General features: G+C 62.3%; 21 protein-coding genes. 14 read left to right on the top strand and 7 right to left on the bottom strand.

Annotation, left to right across the window (positions count from 1 at the left end; translation table 11 throughout):
* Positions 1–6 precede the first annotated feature (6 nt).
* Both AMK05_RS32765 and AMK05_RS32760 read left to right on the top strand, forming a co-directional pair.
* The gene (locus tag AMK05_RS32765; protein WP_064844871.1) at positions 7–3,996 is read left to right on the top strand and encodes a non-ribosomal peptide synthetase; all 3,990 of its coding nucleotides are present in this window, start codon (positions 7–9) and stop codon (positions 3,994–3,996) included.
* Positions 3,993–5,351, top strand: coding sequence for a lysine N(6)-hydroxylase/L-ornithine N(5)-oxygenase family protein (locus AMK05_RS32760; protein ID WP_064844869.1), 1,359 nt, complete (start codon positions 3,993–3,995; stop codon positions 5,349–5,351). Before AMK05_RS32765 ends, AMK05_RS32760 begins: the two co-directional genes overlap by 4 nt.
* Here AMK05_RS32760 and AMK05_RS32755 read toward each other — a convergent pair.
* A complete protein-coding gene (locus AMK05_RS32755; RefSeq protein WP_064844867.1) occupies positions 5,324–6,043 on the bottom strand; it encodes a 4'-phosphopantetheinyl transferase family protein in 720 nt (239 codons plus the stop codon). The genes AMK05_RS32760 and AMK05_RS32755 overlap by 28 nt on opposite strands.
* Positions 6,044–6,377: 334 nt before the next feature.
* Between AMK05_RS32755 and AMK05_RS32750 the strand changes: the two genes are divergently transcribed.
* A complete protein-coding gene (locus AMK05_RS32750; protein WP_064844865.1) occupies positions 6,378–8,255 on the top strand; it encodes a HAMP domain-containing methyl-accepting chemotaxis protein in 1,878 nt (625 codons plus the stop codon).
* Between the two features lie 107 nt (positions 8,256–8,362).
* Here AMK05_RS32750 and AMK05_RS32745 read toward each other — a convergent pair whose 3' ends face one another.
* A complete protein-coding gene (locus AMK05_RS32745; protein WP_064844863.1) occupies positions 8,363–9,007 on the bottom strand; it encodes an NrsF family protein in 645 nt (214 codons plus the stop codon).
* A complete protein-coding gene (locus AMK05_RS32740) occupies positions 9,004–9,552 on the bottom strand; it encodes a sigma-70 family RNA polymerase sigma factor (protein WP_064844861.1) in 549 nt (182 codons plus the stop codon). Before AMK05_RS32740 ends, AMK05_RS32745 begins: the two co-directional genes overlap by 4 nt.
* Positions 9,553–9,735: 183 nt before the next feature.
* Here AMK05_RS32740 and AMK05_RS32735 point away from each other — a divergent pair, with 183 nt between their 5' ends.
* The 10 genes from AMK05_RS32735 (at position 9,736) to AMK05_RS32690 (ending at position 17,768) form a co-directional block, all read left to right on the top strand.
* A complete protein-coding gene (locus tag AMK05_RS32735) occupies positions 9,736–9,999 on the top strand; it encodes a pentapeptide MXKDX repeat protein (protein WP_064844859.1) in 264 nt (87 codons plus the stop codon).
* A 138-nt stretch (positions 10,000–10,137) separates the two neighbouring features.
* Positions 10,138–10,977 carry a cytochrome b/b6 domain-containing protein gene (locus AMK05_RS32730; protein ID WP_064844857.1) on the top strand — a complete coding sequence of 280 codons (840 nt, stop codon included), beginning with the start codon at positions 10,138–10,140 and terminating at the stop codon, positions 10,975–10,977.
* Entirely contained in the window at positions 10,977–11,753 is a 777-nt protein-coding gene (locus AMK05_RS32725; protein WP_064844855.1) for a molybdopterin-binding protein, read from the top strand. The genes AMK05_RS32730 and AMK05_RS32725 overlap by 1 nt, the downstream gene beginning before the upstream one ends.
* Before the next feature lie 254 nt (positions 11,754–12,007).
* Positions 12,008–12,280 (top strand): hypothetical protein, encoded by a 273-nt coding sequence (locus AMK05_RS32720; RefSeq protein ID WP_064844853.1) that lies wholly within the window; start codon positions 12,008–12,010, stop codon positions 12,278–12,280.
* Complete coding sequence (locus tag AMK05_RS32715) at positions 12,273–12,557, top strand: hypothetical protein (RefSeq protein WP_064844851.1); 285 nt, start codon at positions 12,273–12,275, stop codon at positions 12,555–12,557. The genes AMK05_RS32720 and AMK05_RS32715 overlap by 8 nt, the downstream gene beginning before the upstream one ends.
* Before the next feature lie 143 nt (positions 12,558–12,700).
* Positions 12,701–13,459, top strand: coding sequence for a FadR/GntR family transcriptional regulator (locus tag AMK05_RS32710; protein WP_064844849.1), 759 nt, complete (start codon positions 12,701–12,703; stop codon positions 13,457–13,459).
* 23 nt (positions 13,460–13,482) lie between these two features.
* On the top strand, positions 13,483–14,457 hold the full coding sequence (locus AMK05_RS32705; RefSeq protein ID WP_064844847.1) for a sialic acid TRAP transporter substrate-binding protein SiaP: 975 nt from the start codon (positions 13,483–13,485) through the stop codon (positions 14,455–14,457).
* A gap of 282 nt (positions 14,458–14,739) precedes the next feature.
* Positions 14,740–15,312 (top strand): TRAP transporter small permease, encoded by a 573-nt coding sequence (locus tag AMK05_RS32700; RefSeq protein WP_064844845.1) that lies wholly within the window; start codon positions 14,740–14,742, stop codon positions 15,310–15,312.
* Between the two features lie 4 nt (positions 15,313–15,316).
* Positions 15,317–16,723 carry a TRAP transporter large permease gene (locus AMK05_RS32695; RefSeq protein ID WP_064844843.1) on the top strand — a complete coding sequence of 469 codons (1,407 nt, stop codon included), beginning with the start codon at positions 15,317–15,319 and terminating at the stop codon, positions 16,721–16,723.
* A 10-nt stretch (positions 16,724–16,733) separates the two neighbouring features.
* Entirely contained in the window at positions 16,734–17,768 is a 1,035-nt protein-coding gene (locus AMK05_RS32690; protein ID WP_064845039.1) for an L-idonate 5-dehydrogenase, read from the top strand.
* 21 nt (positions 17,769–17,789) lie between these two features.
* Here the strand turns inward: AMK05_RS32690 and AMK05_RS32685 are convergent, their stop codons facing one another.
* The 3 genes from AMK05_RS32685 to AMK05_RS32675 all read right to left on the bottom strand — a co-directional run bounded on the left by AMK05_RS32685 (position 17,790) and on the right by AMK05_RS32675 (position 20,793).
* A complete protein-coding gene (locus AMK05_RS32685; protein WP_064844841.1) occupies positions 17,790–19,136 on the bottom strand; it encodes an NAD(P)/FAD-dependent oxidoreductase in 1,347 nt (448 codons plus the stop codon).
* A gap of 2 nt (positions 19,137–19,138) precedes the next feature.
* On the bottom strand, positions 19,139–20,026 hold the full coding sequence (locus tag AMK05_RS32680; protein WP_064844839.1) for a dihydrodipicolinate synthase family protein: 888 nt from the start codon (positions 20,024–20,026) through the stop codon (positions 19,139–19,141).
* Between the two features lie 71 nt (positions 20,027–20,097).
* A complete protein-coding gene (locus AMK05_RS32675) occupies positions 20,098–20,793 on the bottom strand; it encodes a GntR family transcriptional regulator (protein ID WP_064844837.1) in 696 nt (231 codons plus the stop codon).
* 244 nt (positions 20,794–21,037) lie between these two features.
* Between AMK05_RS32675 and AMK05_RS32670 the strand changes: the two genes are divergently transcribed.
* On the top strand, positions 21,038–21,238 hold the full coding sequence (locus AMK05_RS32670; protein WP_064844835.1) for a hypothetical protein: 201 nt from the start codon (positions 21,038–21,040) through the stop codon (positions 21,236–21,238).
* A gap of 38 nt (positions 21,239–21,276) precedes the next feature.
* Here AMK05_RS32670 and AMK05_RS32665 read toward each other — a convergent pair whose 3' ends face one another.
* The gene (locus tag AMK05_RS32665; RefSeq protein WP_064844833.1) at positions 21,277–22,584 is read right to left on the bottom strand and encodes a GGDEF domain-containing protein; all 1,308 of its coding nucleotides are present in this window, start codon (positions 22,582–22,584) and stop codon (positions 21,277–21,279) included.
* Positions 22,585–22,732 lie beyond the last annotated feature (148 nt).

The raw sequence follows: 22,732 nt of genomic DNA, 5'->3' as shown, positions 1-22,732 counted from the left end.
CCCAAGATGAACAAGCAAATCACCAATTTCGCCGATGCTTCCCCGACCGATGCTGCAATGGATGCGGTCTTCGAGAGCTTTCCGCTGACGATCGCACAGAAGCGCATCTGGTCGCTGGAGCAGATCGGCAATTACACGGTTTTTCCCGACCAGGTCATCGGGCTGCGATTGAGCCCGGCAGCCGACATCGAGACGATTGCCGGCGCCTGCCGGGCGCTCGTGGCGCAGAATCCGTCGCTTGCCTTGCGCTTCCGCCGGCTGGCGGGCGGCCGCATCGAGCAATATCGCGGCGCATCGAACGCGGTGCCGATCGAGATCCTCGGCAAAGACGGCGCGGCCCCCTCCGAGCCGGATGCGTCGGCGGCAAGGAAAGCCTTCCGCGACAAGCGCTTCGATCTCCTGGAGGGGCCGGGTGCGCGCATCCAGATCATCCGGCTTGCCCAGGGGCAGTCGCTGCTGACGATCGTGCTGCATCCGATCGTCTGCGACGACCACGAAAAATCCGTTCTCGCCGGGTCGCTGGCACGCCTTCTCGATGGCGAGCCCGTTGGCGACATGCATCCGCTGGAAATCTCGGCCGGGACGCGCGAGGCCGATTGGCTGGAGACGGACGAGGCGCGGGAAGCCCTTGCCTATTGGCGCGATGCGATCGGTCTCGACTATGCCGCCTCGACCTTCCCGACCCGCTTCAACAGCGGCGGGCTGGCCGGCGTGGCGCGCGCCCAGCATCGATTTTCGATCGAGCCCGACCTCTGGAGCAAACTCGAACGGCATGCCGGGGCTAAGGGCGTTCATGTCGAGCGCGTGCTGCACGCCGCCTTTTGTGCGCTGCTCGCGCGCTATAGCGGCAACTACGCTTTGCTGACCGGCCTGCTGGTCGCGCGGCCCGAAACGCAGCATTTTGCCAGCCGCGGCCGTGCCGAGCAGGTGCTGCCGCTCATCCTGTCACTGACCTCTAGATATTCTCTCGGCGATGTCATCGCGGCGATCTCGTCGGCAGGCGAGGAGGGGCAACGCCGACTCGTGCCGCTGGAGCGCATCACCCAGGAACTGGTGGTCGACGAAGCCGCCGCCCAGGAAGCCGTGGTCAAGGCACTGTTCGAATTCCGCGGACCCTATGCGGTACCGAGCCATGCCACAAATCTGGAGCCGCCGGGCGCCCGCGCCGACAGCGAGCTTTCCCTGGTGGTCGAGGCGCATTCGGATGGTGCATTCGGGCTGATCGACTACGCGCAGGATCTCTATGACGGCGCTCTGGTTGCCCGCATCGCCCGGCATTTCGGCGGCGTGCTCGAGCAGATGGTCGCGCAGCCGAATGTGCGCATCAAGGATATCGAACTGGTGGGGGCTGACGAGCTCGACTGGTTGTCGGCGCCTTACGAGGATGATGTCGTCAACGACGACAGGCCGGTGCATGAATTGATCGCCGCCCATTCGCGCCGGACGCCTGAGAAGACCGCGATCGTCTATGGCGACGAGGAGTGGAGCCATGGCTGGCTGGAGGCGAGCACCAATCGCCTCGGACATCGGCTGCGGCAGCTCGGCGTCCGCGCCGAAGTCACGGTCGCCATCTTCATCAAGCGCTCGCCGGAGGCCGTCGTCGGCATCCTCGCGACGCTGAAGGCCGGCGGCGCCTATATTCCGGTCGAGCCCGATCATCCGCCGGCGCGCAACCATCACATCCTGCGCGACGGCGGCGTCAAGATCGTGCTCACCCACAGCTGGCTGCGCCATCGCCTGCCGGAAGAACTCGACACGATCGTCCTCGAGCTCGACAAGATCGATCTCGACGGCGAGCCGGATACGCCGCTCTATATTCCCACCCACAAGGATCAGCTCGCCTATGTCATGTACACCTCGGGATCGACGGGATTGCCGAAGGGTGTCGCCGTCGAACACGGCCCGCTGACGCACCATCTGCAAAACACCTCGCGCGTTTACGGCATGAGTTCGGAATCCCGCGAGCTGCCGTTCCTGCCCTTCAGTTCGGATGGTGGCCATGAGCGGTGGATGAACCCGCTGATGGAGGGCGGCAGCATCATTCTTCCCGATCAGCCGCTGTGGACGCCTGAGGAGACGCTGACGGCGATGCGCAAACATGGCGCCAACAATGCTAGCATCCCCACAACCTATCTGCAGCAGCTGGCGGAATGGGCTGACATTACCGACGGCGCACCGCCGATGCGGCTCTATTCCTTCGGCGGCGAGGGGCTGGCGCAACCGACCTTCGATCTCCTGTCGCGGGCGTTGAAATCGGAATGGCTGATCAATGGTTACGGTCCCACCGAAACCATCATGACGCCGATGGTCTGGAAGGTGAGGGCCGGCACGACGTTCCAGGGCGTCTATGCGCCACTCGGCCGTGCCGTCGGGCTGCGGCGCGTCTATGTGCTCGACCCCGACCTCAATCCGTGCCCGATCGGCGTGACCGGCGAACTCTATATCGGCGGCGAGGGCATCGCCCGCGGCTATCTCGGCAAGCCGGATACGACGGCGGACCGCTTCATTCCCGATCCCTTTTCCAAGGAGGGCGGCCGGCTTTATCGCTCCGGCGATCTGACGCGCTGGCGTGAGGACGGAACCGTCGAATTCGTCGGCCGCGTCGACCATCAGGTGAAACTTCGTGGCTACCGCATCGAACTCGGCGAGATCGAGGCCGCGCTCCTCCAGCAGCCCGGCGTCGGCGAAGCGCTGGTCGTGCTGCGCGATGACGATGCCGGCGAGAAGGCGCTGGTCGCCTATGTCGTTTCCAAGAAGGACGAGGCGTTGAACGTCGAGACCGTCCGCGCCGGCCTCGAACGCAGCCTGCCCTCCTACATGGTGCCGGCGGCGGTGGTCGAACTGGAAAAGATGCCGACCAATCCGAACAGCAAGCTCGACCGTTTCGCGCTGCCGGCGCCGCAGCCGGTCAAGCGCCATATCGTCGAGCCGGCAACCGCGCTCGAAGAGGAGGTGCTGGACGTCTGGCGCCAGGTTCTGAAGCTGGAAGCGATCAGCGTCGAGGATAATTTCTTCGCGATCGGCGGCAATTCGCTCGGCGCGATCCGCATCCTTTCGCAGCTCCGGCAACGCCGGCCGAAAACGCCGCTCACCGTCGCCGATATCTTCAACAACCCTACCATCCGCGCCTTTGCCGGCGTGATGGAGCAGGGGGCCGAACGCGATCTGTCGGAGGTGATCGTGCTGCGCGCCTCCGGTACCAAGCCGCGGCTCTATTGCTTTCCGGGGCTTCTCGTCAGCACCCGCGAATATGTGAAGCTCGTCGATTATCTCGGCGCCGATCAGCCGGCGACCGGCTTCATTTGCCATTCGCTGTCCGAAAAGAAGGAAGTCGGCGCGCCGATCGAAGACATCATCGAGAGCTATGTCGACTATATCAGGACCCATAGCAGAGGCGCGCCCTGCACTTTCCTCGGCTGGTCCTGGGGTGGGCTTCTCGCCTATGAGGCTGCCCGCGCCCTCGGCAACGAGGTCGACGTCAGGATGATGGCGATGGTCGACGTTTGCGATCTCGGATCGGAATTTGCAATCGGCGCTAAACCGAGATTCCGGCCGGGCGAGCGTGACGCGCTGCACCGGGACGTCGAGGCATGGCTTCAGAAGACGGCGATGCGCCCCGAATGGGACCGGCTGCTGTCGACGATGGACGCGGACACCTATGACCAGTTCCTGCGCTTCGTCGGCGATGAGAAGGACCCGCTTCCCACAGACGGGCCGGATATCAGCAGCCGCGAGCATACGTTCTGGGTGCTGATCGACAACGCCCTGATCTTCCGCAAGCATCGGCTCCTTCCCCACGATGTGCCGATCTATCCCTGGGCGGCCGACGACAGCCTCAACCGCGGCCTCAACCTGATCGACTGGCGCCGCCTGTCGCCGCGGGCGCGGGCTGCCGAAATCATCACCGGCACCAACCATCTGCATATGATCGGGTCTCCCGCCTTCCACGCAAGGCTGGCCCTGCGTCTCAAGGAAACAGAGAAGGACTTCGCATGACCGTCGCTTTTACCCGCAGGGACGCCCTCAACGAGCCGTTCGATCTTGCCGGCATCGGTATCGGCCCCTCCAATCTGAGCCTCGCCTGCCTGCTGGAATCGGTGCCCGAGCTCCGCAGCCGCTTCTTCGAGCGGCGAGACTCGTTCGACTGGCATCCGGGCATGATGATGCCCGGCGTCGAGCTGCAGTCGTCCTTCCTGAAAGACCTCGTCACCCCGGTCCTGCCGACCAGCCGCTGGTCGTTCGTCTCCTATCTGGTGGCGCACAAGAGGCTCTACGCCTTCCTCAACGCCAACTATGACGCCGTTCCGCGGCAGGAATTCGCACGTTATCTCGCCTGGGTCGCCAAAGGCGTGGAGGGTTTGCGTTTCGGAACGGACATTCGCGACGTCGAGCACCGCGACGACCGCTTCGTCCTGCGCTTCGACAACGGCCAGGAAGAAGCGAAGAACCTGGTGATCGGCACGGGATCTTCGCCCTTCGTGCCCGACTGGGCAAAACCCTTCCTGGGTGCCGATTGCTTCCATAACAGCGAGGCGAAAACGCGTATCACCGATCTTCGTGCCGGCCGCGTCGTCGTCGTTGGCGGCGGCCAGAGCGGCGGCGAGGTTGTCGAAGCCTTGCTTGCCGATCCCGGCTCGATGAAGGAGCTGACATGGATCAGCCGACGACACAATTTCGAACCGATCAACGACACGCCGTTTTCAAACCAGGTCTTCTCGCCTGAGTATGTGCAGGCCTATCTGAAGCTCAGCGGCGAGCAGAAGCAGGCAGCCTTGAAGAACTCGATCCTGACCAGCGACGGCCTGTCGATTTCGACGATTCATTCGATCTACCGCCGCCTCTATGCGCTGCGCTATCTCGAGCCGAGCGCGCTGAACGCATCTCTGTCGCCGAGCCGCGACGTGATCCAGATGGAACGGAACGGCAAGGCCTATCGGCTCATCGTCAGAAATCAATTCGACGGCGGGATCGAGGTGCTGCATGCGGATGCGGTGGTGCTGGCGACCGGCTACCGGTTCCGATTGCCGGATGCGCTCGCCTCGCTGGGTGAACGGATAACGCTCGACAGAAACGGCTATCCCATGCTCAACGACGATTACACGATGCAATGGACAGGCCCGCGGGCAAACCGGCTGCTGGCGCAGAATGCCGGTCGATATTCCCATGGCATCGCCGATTCTCAGCTGAGTCTGATGGCCTGGCGCAGCGCGACGATCGTCAACACGCTGCTCGGCCGGCAGCATTTCGACGCGGAACCGGACAATGCGCAACTCGCCTGGGCGACGGAGACGGCGTCCGCAATGCCGCATCAGCTCAGAGCCGGCTATTCGGACGGCATGCTGTCGTCCTGAAATATCCGTATAGAAATGCCGGGGAGCCCGGATTGCGAGCAGGCAGCCAGCGCCACGACGTGCCGGCTGCCGCTTTCGACCAGACGATGATGCCATCGCCGATCGCGATCGCCGCCATCGATTATCACAGGGATGCCGTCTTTCCAGGCGAAAGCGACATTGCGAGGATCCTCGCGCAGCCCGACGCCGAGCGCCTTCAGGTGGCTCTCCTTCAGCGTCCAGAGTGCGACAGCCGTTTGCGCCCGTTCGCCGGCGGGCAATTCCGCAAGCCAGCGTCGCTCGTCCCCACTGCAATAGCTCTCGACTGCCGCCGCTTCGATCTCCACGTCGGCGCGTTCGCAGTCTATTCCGACGTGGTCACATCCTGACGCGACAGCGACCGCCACCAGCCCATCGGCATTGGCGAGGCTGAATTGCGGCGCATCGCAACCCTCGAGCCTCGGCTTACCCTGCTTGTCTGCAACAAAAACGACGGCACCCGGCACCGTTCCGAGATGGCCGCTCAACAGCCGCCGCAACAGATAGCGGCCGGCCATGAATGAGGCGCGATCTCCTTCGAAGCGATAGGTCGCCGCCCGATCTCGTTCATCCTGTGAAAGCGACCGCATCCAGCGGTTCCAGTCGCGGTCGTTCCTGGAATATTGCCACAGAGTGATTTCGATAGCGGCGGGTTGAGTATCTGATTGCTGCATAGATCCAGTATGGCTGCTCGACACCGCACGGCAAGCGCGCAGTCGGTCAATCGTTTACAGTGGGCGCTGAGGTCTTGGTCGGCCGGGCCATATTTGAGGAATCTCCAGGTTGAGACGATCCAATGTTCGCTCGCTATAGCTGATTTTTTCGCAAATTTTCCAGTAACTTGGGGTCGTGGCGCGGTTAAGTAATCGCGGAAGTATCGATCGGCGCAGAAGATTTTCTAAAACCCAGCGAATCCATTGTTTAGTTAATACTAAATTATTGAATCCGGTGTGAGATCTTGCATCAACCGGCAAGCCGGTCGTCCCAGTTATCTTCGAGGAGACCCGCATGAAGCGCCCCAGTATCAAGCAAGCCCTGATCGTGAAGCTGTCGATCATCAGCCTGTTCATGGTTGGCCTGTCCTATGTCTCGCTGAGCACGATTTCGACACTTCGTGCCAATACTGAGCAGATCGGGACCTTCTGGATGCAGCGGCTTGTGACCGCGCGGGAGATCAAGGGTAACTTCCTCGATCTGAGACTGGTCTACGCCCAGTATCTTCTGGAGGATACAGCGGAGGAGCGCACCGTCGGGCAACAAAAAATCGATGCCGCCGGCGCCGCGGTCGAGAAGGTCGTCACCGAATATGAAAAGGGCGTCCGCACCGAGCGCGGGCGCGAACTGATCAATCAGATCAAGCCTGAACTGAGCAAGTATCGCGGGTTGGCAGAGCAGATGATTGCGCTGCAAAATAACGGCAAGGCAGCCGACGCGGTTCGTTTCTTCAAGCAAGATATGGAGCCGCAATCCGAGTTGGTGGACAAGGGTGTGGGCGATCTGGTTGCGTTCATTCTCAGCCAGGCCGAAGGTTTTGTGGCCGCCAGCGATGGTTCCGCGGCGTCCGCCTTCATGTTGACGGCCGCAATCGCAGCGCTGGCCGTGCTGATCGCCATGGCAGGCATCGCGTTTGCAATATTCGGCATCGCCAATCCGATCCGAAGCATCGCCTCCGCCATGAGGCGTCTGTCGGACGGTGACCTCGATAGCGACATACCTGGTGCCGGCCGCGCCGACGAAGTTGGCGAAATGGCCGGCGCCGTCGAAGTTTTCCGCCAGAATGCTCTCAGTGTCGTCAGGCTCGAGAAGGAAGCTGCTCTCTCCCGCAGCGAGAGTGAGGCAGTGCGCGCGGCAGCCCAGCAGCGCGCCGAACGTGAGGCCGAACAATTGCGCTTCGCAACCACGAGCTTGGGTGGAGGCCTTCGGCGGCTTGCAGCCGGCGACATATCCTTCCAGCTTTCCGATCAATTTGCCGCCGAATACGAGACCTTGCGCGAAGACTTCAACGCTTCGCTCCGGCAATTGGGCACGACGATCGGGGCCGTGCTCCAGACGGTACACAGCATAGATAGCGGTAGCGGCGAGATCGCATCGGCTGCGCAAGACCTTTCTAAACGTACCGAACAGCAAGCAGCCTCTCTCGAGGAGACGGCCGCAGCCCTGGACGAGATCACGTCGAATGTGACGATGGCGTCCAAACGCACCGACGAGGCACGCAATGTGGCCCTCGAGGCCGATATCAGCGCTCAGCGGTCGGCAACTGTCGTTGCGGAGGCGGAACAGGCCATGCGACGCATCGAGGATAGTTCGGAACAGATTTCCAACATCATCGGTGCAATCGATGAAATCGCCTTCCAGACCAACCTTCTGGCGCTGAACGCCGGCGTTGAAGCTGCCCGTGCGGGGGAGGCGGGCAAGGGTTTTGCCGTGGTTGCACAAGAAGTCCGTGAGCTTGCCCAGCGCGCTGCTCACGCAGCCAAGGAGATCAAAGGCTTCATCCAGAAGTCGTCGACGGACGTCAAAAATGGCGTCAAACTGGTGCTCGAAACCGGCACGTCACTGAAAGCGATTGGCGAGCACGTCGTACAGATCAACCAGCTCATGGATGCGATTGCCACCTCGGCGCGCGAGCAATCGACCGGACTTGCCGAGATCAACACCGCCGTCAATCATATGGACCAGGCGACCCAGCAAAATGCGGCAATGGTCGAACAGTCGACGGCCGCCGCCGCCTCTCTGTCCTCCGAGGCGGGCCGCCTGCGGAATCTGGTCAATCAATTTCAGTTGGACGGCGACAGAAGTACGGCAGGCATGGAACACGGCAGCCGGGGCTCCGACGGCGACGCACCCATCCGGCTGGTCGCTCTGCGGCGCGCGATGCAAAGATGAAGCCGCTGGCGGCGCAATGACGCGCTAACGCGCGACAAGACGCCTGATCGACGCACGAGGTTCCGCCCGACGCAAGGCTTGTTGAAGCCTGGTCGCCTACCAAGGATCTACCAGCGGAGCAGGCGAGGGCCGGTGACGGCGCCGAGCGCGCCGGTGAGCAAGATGCCCAGCGAATACCAGATCAGCACGAAGGGCATGCCGTTCTCGGTGCAGAACCACGAATAGACCCAGGCGCCGGCTGCGCCTGCGGCAATGCCGGCGACGAAGCCGGTCAGGCGAAGCTCCGTGGGGGCCGTCTGGCGTAGCGCCCAGACGGCGCCGGCATAAACCGGCACTGCGAAGCCGAGAATCAGCAGCGGGCAATGGAGCGCCGAGGAGCCGAGGATCAGCACCGGGTAAGTTTCGACCGGAGCGATCATCAGTTGGATGGCCGCGACCGCCGCCATGGCGGCGAAGATCAAGGCAAGCAGACCGAAAAAGCGGCCTTCCGAGCCGTCGGGGCGGGAAAGGCGATAGACGGCGATGAAAGCCGCCACGGCAATCAGGGCGTTGTAGGCCGATTTGATCCAGAAGACCGGCAGCATCAGCACGTCAGATATATCGACCCGCGGACCGAGAATGACCAGCATCGATAGCAGCGACAGCCCGAGCGCCGGCACTATGCCGAGCGCCAGGCGGCGCCACAATGCGTTGCGCGGCACCGGCTTCAGGTCGCTTGCCAGGCGTTCGATGATGTCGTCCGTCTTTGTCACGATGCGCCTCGCATTTTCTCTGCCAGCGCCCGGAGCGCCCGGTGGATGCCGACCTTCACCGCCGATTCGGACTGGCCGGTGCGGTTTGCGGTGTCGGCGACGGACTGGCCTTCCAATTTCACCTGGCGGATCAGTTCCCGCTGTCTCAGCGGCAAGCCGTCGAGCAACCGCTCGACATCCATGCGCGCCGTCAGCATATCCTCGCTGAAGTCGCTTTCGATCTCCTCGCCAAGCTGGGTCTCGGCCAGCCTGCGGCCGCCGCGGCCGCGATGATGGTCGATCAGCTTGTAGCGGGCGATCGAGAAGAACCAGGCCGTAAACGGTCTTTCCCGGTCATAGGTGGACCGGCGGGAATGCAGCGCCAGCAATGTCTCCTGGACCAGATCTTCCATATCCGCTTTCGCCGCCGCAGCCATCCTGCGGCTGTAGTAACCGATAAGCAGCACGCGCAAGCCCGTCAGCAAATGCCGATAGGCAGCCTCGTCCCCGTCAAGGGACAGAAGCATCAATGCTTTCAGGGCGTCTTCCGATTGGGCGGTTGTCATGCTGTCAAAGACTTCATTCGCAGAAACGGCCAATCGGTTACAGGAAGATCAAAACAATGTCGGTATCACAGTCCTATCACATGCGCGTGAAGCTGTAACGCATCCCGGCACTCCCTCGAATAATCGGATGTGAGCCATCGGCAGGCCGCCGGCGGACACGAAAATCCATTTCGGGAGAGTTCCATGACCAAGCTTTTTTCCAGCCTTGCAGCCTGCACCTTCATCGTCGGTCTTTCGCTCGCCGGCGCCGCTTCGGCTGAAGACGCCATGAAGTCCGACACGATGAAAAAGGACACGATGAAGAAGGACACGATGCAGAGCAGCGCCATGTCGAAGGATGCCATGAAGACATCAGGCACCAAGACCGACTGCATGCACAAGGCCGGCATGGAAAAGGACGCGATGAAAAAGACCGACATGATGAAGGCCTGCGACGCGATGAAATAGCCGTTTCTATCTGCGCGGCCGCTGAAACTTTTCTACAGCGCCGCGCGTCTTTTTAGACGCGCAAAGGACGCTGTAGCACTTTTGGTTGCTGCGGCCGCGTCCCCTCTTTTCGAAACGTCTGACTTTCGGAGAACGATCATGGCGACGATCGATGCCGGCACGAAAACCGGCCGCACGCTTATCTACCGCCACAGCCTTGCCGTGCGCCTGTCGCATTGGCTGAATGTGCTCTGCCTCACCGTGCTGCTGTTCAGTGGTCTGCAGATATTCAATGCGCATCCGGCGCTTTATTGGGGCCAGTACGGCGCCGACAACGATCCGTCCTTCATCGCCATGGAAGCCGTCGAGGACGGCGACCGGGCGAAGGGGCTGACGCATGTCGGTTCGTTCACCTTCGATACGACAGGCGTGCTCGGTCTTTCGAATGTCGACGGCGAGGCGACAGCGAGGGGGTTTCCAAGCTGGCTCACGCTACCAAGCTACCAGGATCTATCGGCTGGCCGGCGCTGGCATTTCTTCTTCGCCTGGCTCTTCGTTCTCAACGGCTCCGTCTATCTTCTCCATGGGCTGATCAGCCGGCATTTCCGCCGGGATCTCGCCCCTGAAGGCAAGGAGCTGACGGTCGCCCATCTCGGCCACGAGGTCGCCAACCATGCCCGGCTGCGTTTTCCGAAAGGAGCCGAGGCACGCCACTACAACACTTTGCAGAAGCTGACCTATCTTGCGGTGATCTTTTTGCTGCTGCCGCTGATGGTTGCGACGGGTCTCACCATGTCGCCGGGCTTCAATGCGGTGGCGCCTTGGCTGCTCGATGTCTTCGGCGGCAGGCAATCGGCCCGCACCCTGCATTTCCTCACCGCCTTCTCGCTCGTCGCCTTCGTCGTGGTGCATGTCGGGATGGTGATCCTGTCGGGTGTCTTCAACAATCTGCGCTCGATGATCACCGGCTACTACGCCATCGAACAGGGAGACGAATGATGAGCCGCCTGATCACCCGCCGCCGCTTCCTGATCGGCTCGACGCTCACCGCCTCCGCGCTGGGATTGAGCGGCTGCGACGCATTGGTCGAGAGCGAGCGGACGAAGTCGGTGCTGAAGATCGCCGAAGGTTTCAGCATGAAGACGCAGCGCTTGCTGCTCGGTGATGACGCGCTGGCCCGCGAATTCAGCGAGGCGGACCTCTCCCCGGTCTTTCGCTCCAACGGCACCAGCATGCCCGATAACCCGCAATATCTCGACTGGATCAGCCGGCAGTTCTCGACCTGGAGACTGGATGTCGGCGGTCTCGTCGAAAAGCCGTCGCAGTTCTCGCTGGCGCAGCTGAAGGCGATGCCGTCGCGCACCCAGATCACCCGCCACGACTGCGTCGAAGGCTGGAGCGCGATCGGCAAATGGACCGGCCTGCCGCTCGGCGCCCTGCTGCAATCGGTCGGGCTGAAGCCCGAGGCGCGTTATATCGTATTTCATTGCGCCGACGAATACGAAAAGACGCTGGATGGCAGCGGCTGGTATTATGAGAGCATCGATCTGGTCGATGCGCTTCATCCGCAGACGATCCTTGCCTATTCGATGAACGGCCGCGACCTGGAAGTGGCGCATGGAGCGCCGCTGAGGCTCAGGGTCGAGCGGCAGCTCGGTTACAAGCAGGCGAAATATCTGACGCGCATCGAAGCGGTGGCCGATCTCGGTCAACTTTATGGCGGCAATGGCGGCTTCTGGGAGGATCGCGGCTACGAATGGTATGCCGGCATATGAGTTGCGGGCAGGCTCCGATCCGCCTGTTCGCAAAGCTCTTTAGCTGAGTTCGCCCATGCCCAGCTGAAGCCGCAGATCACGACGGCGCGTCGGTGGATATTCTTGGCGGGAGCCGCCGCGCACGTGCACGGTGTATTGCTCACCATTTCGGCGGAAGGATCGAACGGAAACCGGCATCGGTACGCTTTCGTACTCGCGGTTGAAATCGAAAATCCGAAGATTAGGATCGTCTTACATACGGGGGAGGAACTCGGATGACCCAGCATTCGGGAATTACGAAGCCGGCGCTGCAGCCTGAAGACATAACCATGTTGCATGCGGTGCTTACGCAGTGGTGTCGGGAAAAATCATGCGGGATCGGCAGTCCGGCGGCGCAGCATATTGCGCGGGAACTCGTCTCCTGGTTCGAATGCGGCATTCGCAATCCGCATAAACTCGCTGGCCTGATGCGCCACATGCACCTGGATGGGCAAACGGCCTCGCGTCCAGCCGTAAAAACCGGCCAGTCAAAGTGTCAGGATGGATAGAACTCGGCGCGCCTCCATCTCGGTCTGTTCCTCCGGTCTGAGCTTTCCGGAACGGCAGATCGCCCTCAGACAGATCGTCGATGAACTTCAGGAACTCTGCGACGGCGCGCCCGATCCACGCCCGATCCTCCTTCGTCTGCTTCATACGATCCGCGCGTCGATGATATCGATCGCCGGAGCCGATGACGACTGTTGGGAAGATATCATCCGGGAACTCTTCCAGCTTCGGGCGACAATGGTGCGTCTGCGGACCGAAGCCGATATCATTTGCCATTGATCGGTTTCTGGCGAAGGGGATAGAGCGCGTTTAACGTTTATGCGGCGGATTGACGCACAACCAGTGAGCTGATATCACTCTGGGGATTGGTCAGGCCAGTTGACCAGATGCGCGCTTGAGGAGAAGCCGCCAGGGAGGCCAGAATGTTTTCACCTGTGGAATCGCGCCGCCTCTATCGGCAGGTGGCGGACCAGATTCGTTTGATGATATCGAGCGGCGAACTTGCCGTTGGCCAGCGGCTGCCGGCCGAGCGCGATCTGGCCGAGCAACTGTCGGTGTCGCGCCCGACGGTGCGCGAGGCGCTGATCGTCCTGGAGGTCGAAGGCCTCGTCAATATCCGCATGGGATCCGGCATCTACGTGGTGCGCCAGCACGCCGCGGCTGCGGCGGGAGCCGAGCGAGAACCGGTGGAGGGGCCTTTCGAGCTGTTGCAGGCGCGCGCCATCATTGAATGCGCCATTGCCGAGGAAGCGGCGGGCTGCGCCAAGCCGGAAGGCATCGCGCTGCTCGACGAAGCGCTGATGCGCATGAGCGGCGGCGTCAATGATGCGAGCACGGTGCTTGCCGCCGATCGCGCCTTTCACACCGGCATTGCCGCGATCGTCGGCAATGCGACGCTGATGCGGGTGACGGGCGAGATGTTCGACATGCGCATGACGCCTTATTTCGCCAAGCTCGCCAGCCACTTCGAGGGGCCGGGAACATGGCGCAGCGCCGTGGACGAGCATCGCGCTATTCGCGACGCGATCGCCGCCGGCGATGGCGCGGGCGCCAAGGCGGCGATGCGCGCCCATCTCACACTGTCGCAGAAGCGGTTTTCCGAAAGCTTCGGGGAGGAGTTTTCGGGAGAGGAGGAGCGTGGCCGCAATAGGCGGCCCGCGAAAGGAATGGACAAGATTTAACCCGAGCTCGGGAGGAGAGAGCGATGAAGAGCAGACTTGCAACGATACTTTGCACCGCAGCCGCGATCATGGCGACGACGGCGGTCGCGCACGCCCAGACGGTACTGAAATGGGCGCATGTCTATGAGACCTCGGAACCCTTCCACACCGATTCTGTCTGGGCCGCCGAAGAGATCGCCAAGCGCACCGACGGGCGCTACAAGATCGAGGTCTATCCGGCCTCGCAGCTCGGCAAGGAAGCCGATATCAACCAGGGTCTCAAACTCGGCACGGTCGACATCATCATCTCCGGATCGAGCTTTGCCGCACGCGACTACAAGCCGATCGGCGTCACCTACTTTCCCTATATTTTCCGCAGCCCCGATCACCTGATCGCCTACACCAGGAGCGATGTCTTCAAGCGCCTCGCCAAAGGCTATGAGGACAAGACCGGCAACCACATCGCCGCCGTCAGCTATTACGGCACGCGCCACACGACCTCGAACAAGCCGATCGCCAAATGCGCCGATATGCAGGGCCTGAAGATCCGCGTGCCTGACGTTCCGGCCTATCTCGCCATGCCGCGCGCCTGCGGCGCCAACACCACGCCGATCGCCTTTGCCGAAGTCTATCTCGCTCTGCAGAACGGCACCGTCGAGGCGCAGGAAAACCCGCTGACGACGATCGAGGCGAAGAAGTTCTACGAAGTCCAGAAGAACATCATCCTGACCGGCCACATCGTCGATCACCTCAACACCGTGATCTCGAAGACGCGGTGGGCGAGCCTGTCCGACGAGGACAAGAAGATCTTCGGCGAGGTCATGCAGGAGGCGGCCGAGCGCACCAGCAAGACGATCGCCGGCAAGGAGGCCAGCCTGGTTGCGACCTTCAAGGAGAAGGGCCTGAACGTTGCCGAAGTCGACAAATCGGACTTCGAAAAGAGCGTGATGGAAAAGGTGAAGTTCGAGGACTTCGGCTACGAGAAGGCCGATTGGGAAGCGATCCGGGCGATTCAGTAAAAGCTCGTCAGCGATAGATGCCCCTCACCCTAACCCTCTCCCCGTTTTGACGGGGAGAGGGGACGTGCCCCACGAGACGTCGGCGGGGGACGGAGACGTTGCCGCATATCCCCTTCGCCCGTTTACGGGGGTCCGGAGGACGGGTCGAGACCCGTGGCTCGACGCCGGTCGGTGCCGGCAGGCGGATGAGGGGCCACGCCCAGTAAGCAGCAAGGCTTGTCAGTAAACTCAGGTCGCGCCTACGCGCCGCGCCCTCCTTCCCCAACCGGAACAAGGCCGATCATGTCGCAAGAAATTCACACGCCAATCACGGCCGAGGAAATCGGCCACGAGTTCGAAGGCCACGCGCCGACCGCCAACGTCGCGGATTACGCCATCGAGGACTGGATCACGCTGATCGTCTTCTGGCTGATGGCGGGCTGTGTGTTTCTGCAGTTCTTCACCCGTTATGTGCTGAACGACAGTTATGCCTGGACCGAGGAGATCGCGATCAATTGCCTGATCGGTGTCGTCTTTCTCGGCTCGGCCATGTGCGTGCGCATGTCACGGCATATTCAGGTGGATGTGTTCTATCACTATATGCCGGCAGGGCTGGCGCGAGTGCTCGCGACCTTCGTCGACATCGTCCGCATCGGCTTCTTCGCCTATGGCTGCCATCTGATGTGGCGTTATGTCGACATCGTCGCCGACGAGCAGATGGTCACCGTCGAGCTGCCGCGCAACATCGTCTTCTACTCCGTGCTCGTCGCCTTCGTGCTGATGTTGATCCGCGCGGTCATCGTCTCCATCGCCAATATGCGCCGCGGCTACTCCGTCCTGGAGCGCCCGGAAGAATTCCAGACTGTCGAGGGTTGATCCGATGCTGCTGCTTCTTGGTTCGTTTCTGGTGCTGATGCTGATCGGGGTGCCGGTCGCCATTTCGATGGCCGTCGCATCCGTGCTGTATATCGTCCTTTACGGCGTGGCGCCCGATATCATCGTCGCCCAGCGCATGATTGCCGGCGTCGAAAGCTTTCCGCTGCTCGCCGTTCCCTTCTTCATCCTGGCGGGCAATCTGATGAACTCGGCGGGTGTGACCGGCCGCATCTATTCCTTCGCGGTGGCGCTGGTCGGCTGGATGAAGGGCGGGCTGGCGCAGGTCAATATCATCGGCTCCGTCATCTTCTCCGGGATGTCCGGCACCGCACTTGCCGATGCCGCCGGCATCGGCACGATCGAGATCAAGGCGATGAAGGATCACGGCTATCCCGTCGAGGCCGCCGTCGGCGTGACGGCGGCGTCTGCCACGCTCGGCCCGATCTTCCCGCCGTCGCTGCCCTTCGTGATCTACGGCATGATGGCGAATGTTTCGATCGGCGCTCTGTTCATGGCCGGCATCCTGCCTGGCGTCGTCATGACGCTGTTGATGATGATCACCGTCGCCGCCTTCGCCTATAAGAAGCGCTGGGGTTCCGACGCGCCCTTCGATATCAGGCAGCTGCTGTCGGCCGGCATGGAAATCGTCGTCGTCCTGCTGGTACCCGTGGCGATCTATCTGATGATGCAGGCCGGCATGTCGATGAATGCCGCGGCCGGCATCGCACTTCTCGCCCTTCTGGCGCTCGACTGGTATTTCGGCTTTTCCGCCGTGATGGCGCTGATGACCCCGGTGATCCTGATCGGCGGCATGACGATGGGCTGGTTCACGCCGACGGAGGCCGCCGTAGCCGCCGTGCTCTGGTCGTTGTTCCTCGGCCTGGTGCGCTACCGCACCATGACCTTTTCGACACTCGCCAAAGCCAGCTTCGATACGATCGAGACGACGGCATCGGTTCTCTTCATCGTCACCGCGGCCTCGGTCTTCGCCTGGCTGCTGACGGTCAGTCAGGCGGCGCAGCTGCTTTCGGATGCGATCCTGTCGATCACCGACAATAAATGGGTGTTCCTGATCCTGGTGAACCTCCTGATGCTTTTTGTCGGCTGCTTCCTGGATACGATCGCGGCGATCACCATCCTCGTGCCGATCCTGCTGCCGATCGTCGCCAAGTTCGGCATCGATCCGGTTCAGTTCGGACTGATCATGACGCTGAACCTGATGATCGGCCTGCTGCATCCGCCGCTCGGCATGGTGCTTTTCGTGCTGTCGAGGGTCGCGAAACTCTCGGTCGAGCGCACCACCATGGCGATCCTGCCATGGCTTGTGCCGCTGTTCCTGGCGCTGATCCTGATCACTTTCGTGCCCGCCGTCTCGCTCTGGCTGCCGCAGCAGCTCGGATTGTTGAGATAGGATGGCCATGATGCGGACACGTCTGGCACGGCTCTACCAGAAGGGCGATCTCAGGGTCGAAACCGACACCGTTCCGGCTCTCGGCCCAGGCGAGGTGCTGCTCAAAATGGCGGCCGCGGGCATCTGCGGCTCAGATCTGCATTATTATCAGGATGGCGGCTTCGGCCCGGTCAGGGTTCGCGAGCCGATCATCCCGGGCCACGAAGCCGCGGGAAGCGTGAGCCAGGCGGGCGAGGGCGCCGATCTCAAAGCCGGCGCGCTGGTAGCGGTCAATCCGAGCCAGCCCTGCGGACATTGCGAATATTGTGAGAAAGGCATGCCGATCCATTGCCTGGAGATGCGCTTCATGGGCAGCGCCATGCGCCTGCCGCACGAACAGGGCATGTTCCGGGAATGGCTGGTGGTGCCGGCCAGGCAGTGCTTCGAAGTCGGGGCTGCGACAACGCCTGCCGAAGCGGCCTGCAGCGAGCCATTGTCGGTCTGCCTGCACGCCGCATCACGGGCCGGCGCTATCACCGGCAAACGTGTCCTCATCACCGGCGCCGGGCCGATCGGCGCGCTGATGGTTGCGGTTGCCGCTTATCACGGTGCGGCCGAGATCGTGGTGACCGATCTGGCGGATGCGGCGCTGGAGAGGGCCAAGGCGATGGGCGCCAGCCGCACGATCAATGTTGCCCGGGATGCGGCAGCGCTTGGCGAATTCGAGGCGGGGAAGGGCTATTTCGATCTCGTCTTCGAATGCTCGGCCGCCGCACCCGCGATCCGCAGCGCGATCGCCGCCATCCGGCCGCGCGGCACGATCGTGCAGGTCGGCGTCACCGGAGAGATCCCGATCGCTCTCAACGCAATCGTCGGCAAGGAGCTTCACATCCACGGAACGCAGCGCTTCCACGAGGAATTCGCCACCGCCGTCGCGTTGATCTCCAGTCGTCAGATCGACGTGCGGCCGATCATCAGCCACAGCCTGCCGCTCGAACAAGCGACCGCCGCTTTCACCCTTGCCGGCGACCGCACTGCCGCCTGTAAGGTGCAGCTTACGTTCTAGGGCGGCGCGCTCGGCGCCGTCTCACTCCGTCCCGGCACGCCATTCGCGATAGGCAAGATGGATTTTCGCCCCGATCGTCGTCAGCGGCTGCGGCGGCAGCAGAACCGGCGCCGCCAGGCGGTCGTAGATGCGGCCGAGTTCGGAATCGTGCCCGAGCACGCGTTCGGCCGCGGCGATGCCGGCGGCGGTGGAGTTCGATGCGCCGAGGCCGTTGCAGCCGCAGGCGGCGAAGACCCCGCGTTCGATTTCTCCGAAGGCCGGCACATGGTTGCGCGTCAACGCCATCGCGCCTCCCCAGCGATACTGCATGCCGACACCGGCGAGACCAGGGAAACGATGGGTGAATTTGCCGTCATGCAGACGGCCGGCGCTGCGAATGGCGGCATCGCTGATCTCGATGCCCGGATTGTAGCTGTAGCGCGATCGCACCAGGATGCGGTCGCCGCCGCCGGTGTTGATGCGCCGCACCGTCGTTCCCATCGGCAGCGCCGGGGTCGCCGCCCACTTCCTTTCGCCGCCGAGCCTTGCCGGATCGAAGGCCTCCGTCAGGGAGGCATAGGTAAAGACATGCAGGAGACGCCCGCGAAAGAAACCGAAGCTCTCCGCATGGCCGTTATTGGCGAGGATGATCTTGCCCGCCTGCACCGATCCCTTCGGCGTCTTCACCAGCCAGCCGTCGCCGGAGCGCTCGAAGGAGAGGGCCGGCGTCTGCTCGAACAGCCGCACCGGCTGCTTCAGGCAGTCGGCCACGCCGCGGATATAGGCGGCCGGCTGAATGATGATCGTGCCGGGTGAGAAAAGCCCCGAAGTGAAGGCCTTCGATCCGGTCACCGCCTCGACTTCCGGGCCTTTGAGCAGGCGGTGCGCTTCGCCCATCTTCGAAAGCTGCTGCGAATAGGCCTCGAGATGCTTGTCGCCTTCAGCACTCATTGCGACGCTGTAGCGGCCGCAGGCATCAAACAGATCTTTTCCCCAGCCGTTCTCAGCGGCGAGTTCGCTCGCCAGCGCAATCGCCGAACGCTGCAGGAGCACGGAGTCGCGGAACCTGGCTTCCGACTCGCCGCTGAAATCGTCCGAGGAAACCTCGTGCGGCAAATCGATGATGAAGCCGGAGTTGGCCCCGGCCGGGCCTTCAGCGACGATGCCGGCTTCGAGAACGGCGACCCGGACGGTCGGATCGAGCCGCGAAATCCGGTGGGCCGCCGACAGGCCGGCAAAGCCGCCGCCGATGATCGCGACGTCGACGCAGATCGCTTCATTCAGGGCCGGGCGCGGCATGCGCGGCGCAAGCGTCGCCACCCAGCCCGACACACCGGCGCGTTTGGGAAGCCTGGATGCGACGAAGACGTTCTGTGCCGCCCGGGTCATGGTCAAATCGCTTCCCGCTCGATGAGCGGTTCGAGCGCGCGCCGCAGAGCGGGAAGCTTTTCCGGGGCAAGAGCGCGCAGCGGCTTTCTCGGGGCGCCGGCGCCGTAACCGATCAGCTCGGCGGCTGCATAGACGGACTGCACGTAGTCACCTTCCCAGATCAGACCCATCGCCGGCTCCAGGATTTTCCAGAGTTCGCGGACCTCGTCCCATTTGCGCTGAGCCGCCGCCTCGACGAGGGCGACAGAGGTTTTCGGCGCGAAGTTTGCGCCACCCCAGATCAGGCCGTCGCACCCGGCATAGAGCGCATAGGGAACGAGAGGGTCGGCGCCGTTCATGACGAAACGGCCGCTGCGGATGAGGGCTGCCTGTTTTCCCAAATCCCCGCTGCTGTCCTTGACGGCACAAAAGCCCGAAATGTCGTTCAGTCTGTCGAGGAGCTCCGGCGTAATGGCGACACCGACCGCCTGGGGCACGTTATAGCCGATGACGGGAAGGCCAGATCTGGCGACCTCGGCGTAGAAATCGAGAATGCCCTCGTCGTCGGTCGGCCCTTCGAAGAAGGGCGGAAGCACCATCACGCCTTCGGCGCCGGCGTCGCGGGCGCGAGCGGTCCGCTCCACCACGTCTTCCACCAGCAAGGCCGAGGCCTGGGCAATCACCTTGGCACGGCCATTGACGATCTTCGCGCCCCTGCGGACCAGTTCCTCGGACTCCTGCTTGGAGAGATAGACGTGCATGCCGGTTCCCGAGCTGAACAGGAAGCTGCGGACGCCTGCGGCGAGATAGCGTTCGACGTTGACTTCAAGCCGTCCGTAATCGATGCGGCCGGCATCATCGAACGGGGTGGTGATTGCGAGATTGAGTCCTGGAAAGGGAAAGGCGGTCATCGATGGAAATCCCGTTGCGTTAGGCCGAAGGTCGAGCCGGATGTCTTGAGCTGCGTCTATGATTGCCTGACCTAGAGGGTCGGCGTCTGTAGTCCCTCTGGGGCGGCGTACATCGCCATGTTCCGCCGGGAGAGTTCAATATGCAGCCGCGCCAGCTCGCCGGAGGCATCGGCGTCACGCCGCTCGATGACCTCGATCATCTCGTCGTGCTGATCCGATGCCAGCTCGAGTTCTTCCTGCATGCGCGGCGTGTTCGGGTGCTGGTAGAAGATCTTGCCGATCCTCGCATGGTCGATCTGCAGGCGGCGCAGGCTTGGAACGACGTAGACATTATGAGCCATGTCGCCGATCTGGCGGTGGAATTGGTCGTTGTAGAAGACCCGGCCCTCGACGTCGCAATCATCGACCGCCTTGCGGAAGGCGCGCTGGATCTGCTTGAGAACCTCGAGTTCCGCTTTCGTCCGGTTCTCGGCGGCGAGCTTGTTGGCGGTAATGTAGATCATCGGCGCGAGCAGGAAGAAGTCGCGCAGCGAGTTGTAGCTCATGGAGCTGACGCGAGCGGCGCGGTTCGTCTCGAGCTCGATATAACCCTCGCCAGCCATCTGCCGCATCAGCTCGCGCACCGGCGGTCGTGAAAGCCCGAATTCTTCGCTCAAAGCCACTTCATCGAGCACCGCACCTGGAGGCAGTTCCATCGTCAGGATGCGCCTGCGTAGTGCGAGTTCGAGGCTGGACTTGCGATCGGGCGTGGCAATTTCGCTATTCATATTGCAGCTCGTCTAAATAATTTCTTTTGAAGACATTATGTAGACATAACGCGGACGTCAAGGCTTCAGTGATTTCCCGATGGTGAGCCACAGCAGAAGGCTGCCCCGCCGCCTCACGTCCGCCGACAGACTGCTCACCTCAAAGTGCGCTATCGACGTGGAAACAAAAGCGGGCTTGGCTTGTTACCGGTAAACCCGCACGGGAATTTTCTCGGCCGGGCGTGCATCCGTATTGGAGCAGGACATGGATACAGCAACGCAATGGGCTCTTCTTCTCGGCGCTCTGACGCTGGCGAGCTGGATCGCAGGCGGGCTGACGGCCGTCTTTGGAAATGTGGAGCTCGGTCATTCCCGGCAAAAGGCGGCAGAATATCTGATCTTCGGGCTCAACGCCGGCGGCCTCGTCTCGGCAGTCGCCATGGTTGCGATCCTGGTGATCCGCTGACGTCGATCAGGCGGGTGGCAGATCGGAATGTCCCCGTTCTAGCGCCGGGCGGCGATATGTTCCGCGGCGGAGGGTGCAGCCTGGTGCGGACGACGGAAGACGCAGACCTGGTTGCGGCCAGCTTCCTTGGCACGGTAGAGAGCCATGTCGGCCTCGTGCTGGAGATTGGCCAGTGAGATGTCGGAGTCGAGCGCCGATTTCAAGGCTACTCCGACGCTCAGAGTGACGGAAGGGCCGACACCGGAGGAAGGGTTCGGCAGGGCTGCGGCTTCCACGCTTTCGCGTATTCGTTTTGCCACCGCGACGGCCTCGTCTTCGTCGACATCTGGAAGCACGATCAGGAATTCCTCGCCGCCATGGCGCGAGACGAGGTCGCGATCGGCCCGCACGCAGCTCTGGATGATGCCGGCAACCTTGACGAGGCAGCGGTCGCCCTCGCCATGACCGAGCTTGTCGTTCAGCGCCTTGAAGTGATCGATATCGCACATGAGCATGGCTGTGACGACGCCTGTCTCACCGCCATTGCGCCACAGGCCCTCGAGCGTTTCCATCATCCAACGGCGGTTGGCGATCCCCGTCAGCGGATCGGTTCTGGCCAGCCGCTCCAGCCGGGCGTTCGCATCGGCCAGTTCCGCCACCCGGCGCTGATCCCTGCAGTCCAGGAGAAAGGTCTTCTGCGCCAGGATGTTCATCGTCCGCCGGGCAACGACGGTTGCGATGATACCGCAGGAGAAGAACAGGGTCCCGGCAATGACGCTGCCGGTTTCCGCAAGCGGGTTGTACCACTGCAGGATGAAATAGAGGCAGAGTGCATAACAGGCGATGGCGATCGTCCACGCCAGCGGGGCGCTGAAGATGGTGATTGCGCTCGTTGCGACGAACAGCATGATGGTCAGATGCCGCTCGTAAAACTCCCCTCCGGCAAAGACGCCGACGAGTGCGACCGACAGCAGAATGATGAACATTCCCCCGACCAGCGATGCGCGCTGAACCGCCGCCGGGCGCGGCTTGCTCCAGACGACCGCTGTGAAAATTGCCGCCGGCGGCAAAAGGCAGGCGGGAGCGACCATCGGCAGGACGATTTGGTGGGGAAGCAGGATAGCGTTCAGCGCCAGCGTCAGGATATCGACAAATGCCACCCATATCATCCAGGACCGGATGACCTTCGCCGTCTGCCGCCATGACCTCTCATCATATCTGCGGCGCAGATCCCCCGTCAGGCGGATGTCGCGGGTACGGCCCGATAATAGACGTTCGACCTCATCCGCCATGGCGCCATTTAGTGGCCGCGGCGAGAAAGACCCGGCGGCAGAACCTTCGGAGGAGGTGCTTTTGGCATCATTCATCCTTGGATTATCTAGCCGCGATCGCACGCTCGGCAAGGTTTGCGCCTGGATGTCCTGATTCCTATGTTGATATTTTGTAAACAAGATTGCCTGCGTGATCTGGGCCAGATCGTCCCGATCATGCTACGAACCCTCGTCCGAGAGGGAA

This window comes from Rhizobium sp. N324 (assembly GCF_001664485.1).
In the GTDB taxonomy this organism is placed as follows: Bacteria; Pseudomonadota; Alphaproteobacteria; order Rhizobiales; family Rhizobiaceae; genus Rhizobium.
Note: the sequence above shows the minus strand (reverse complement) of the source record. Positions and strands in the feature narration are given on the sequence as shown.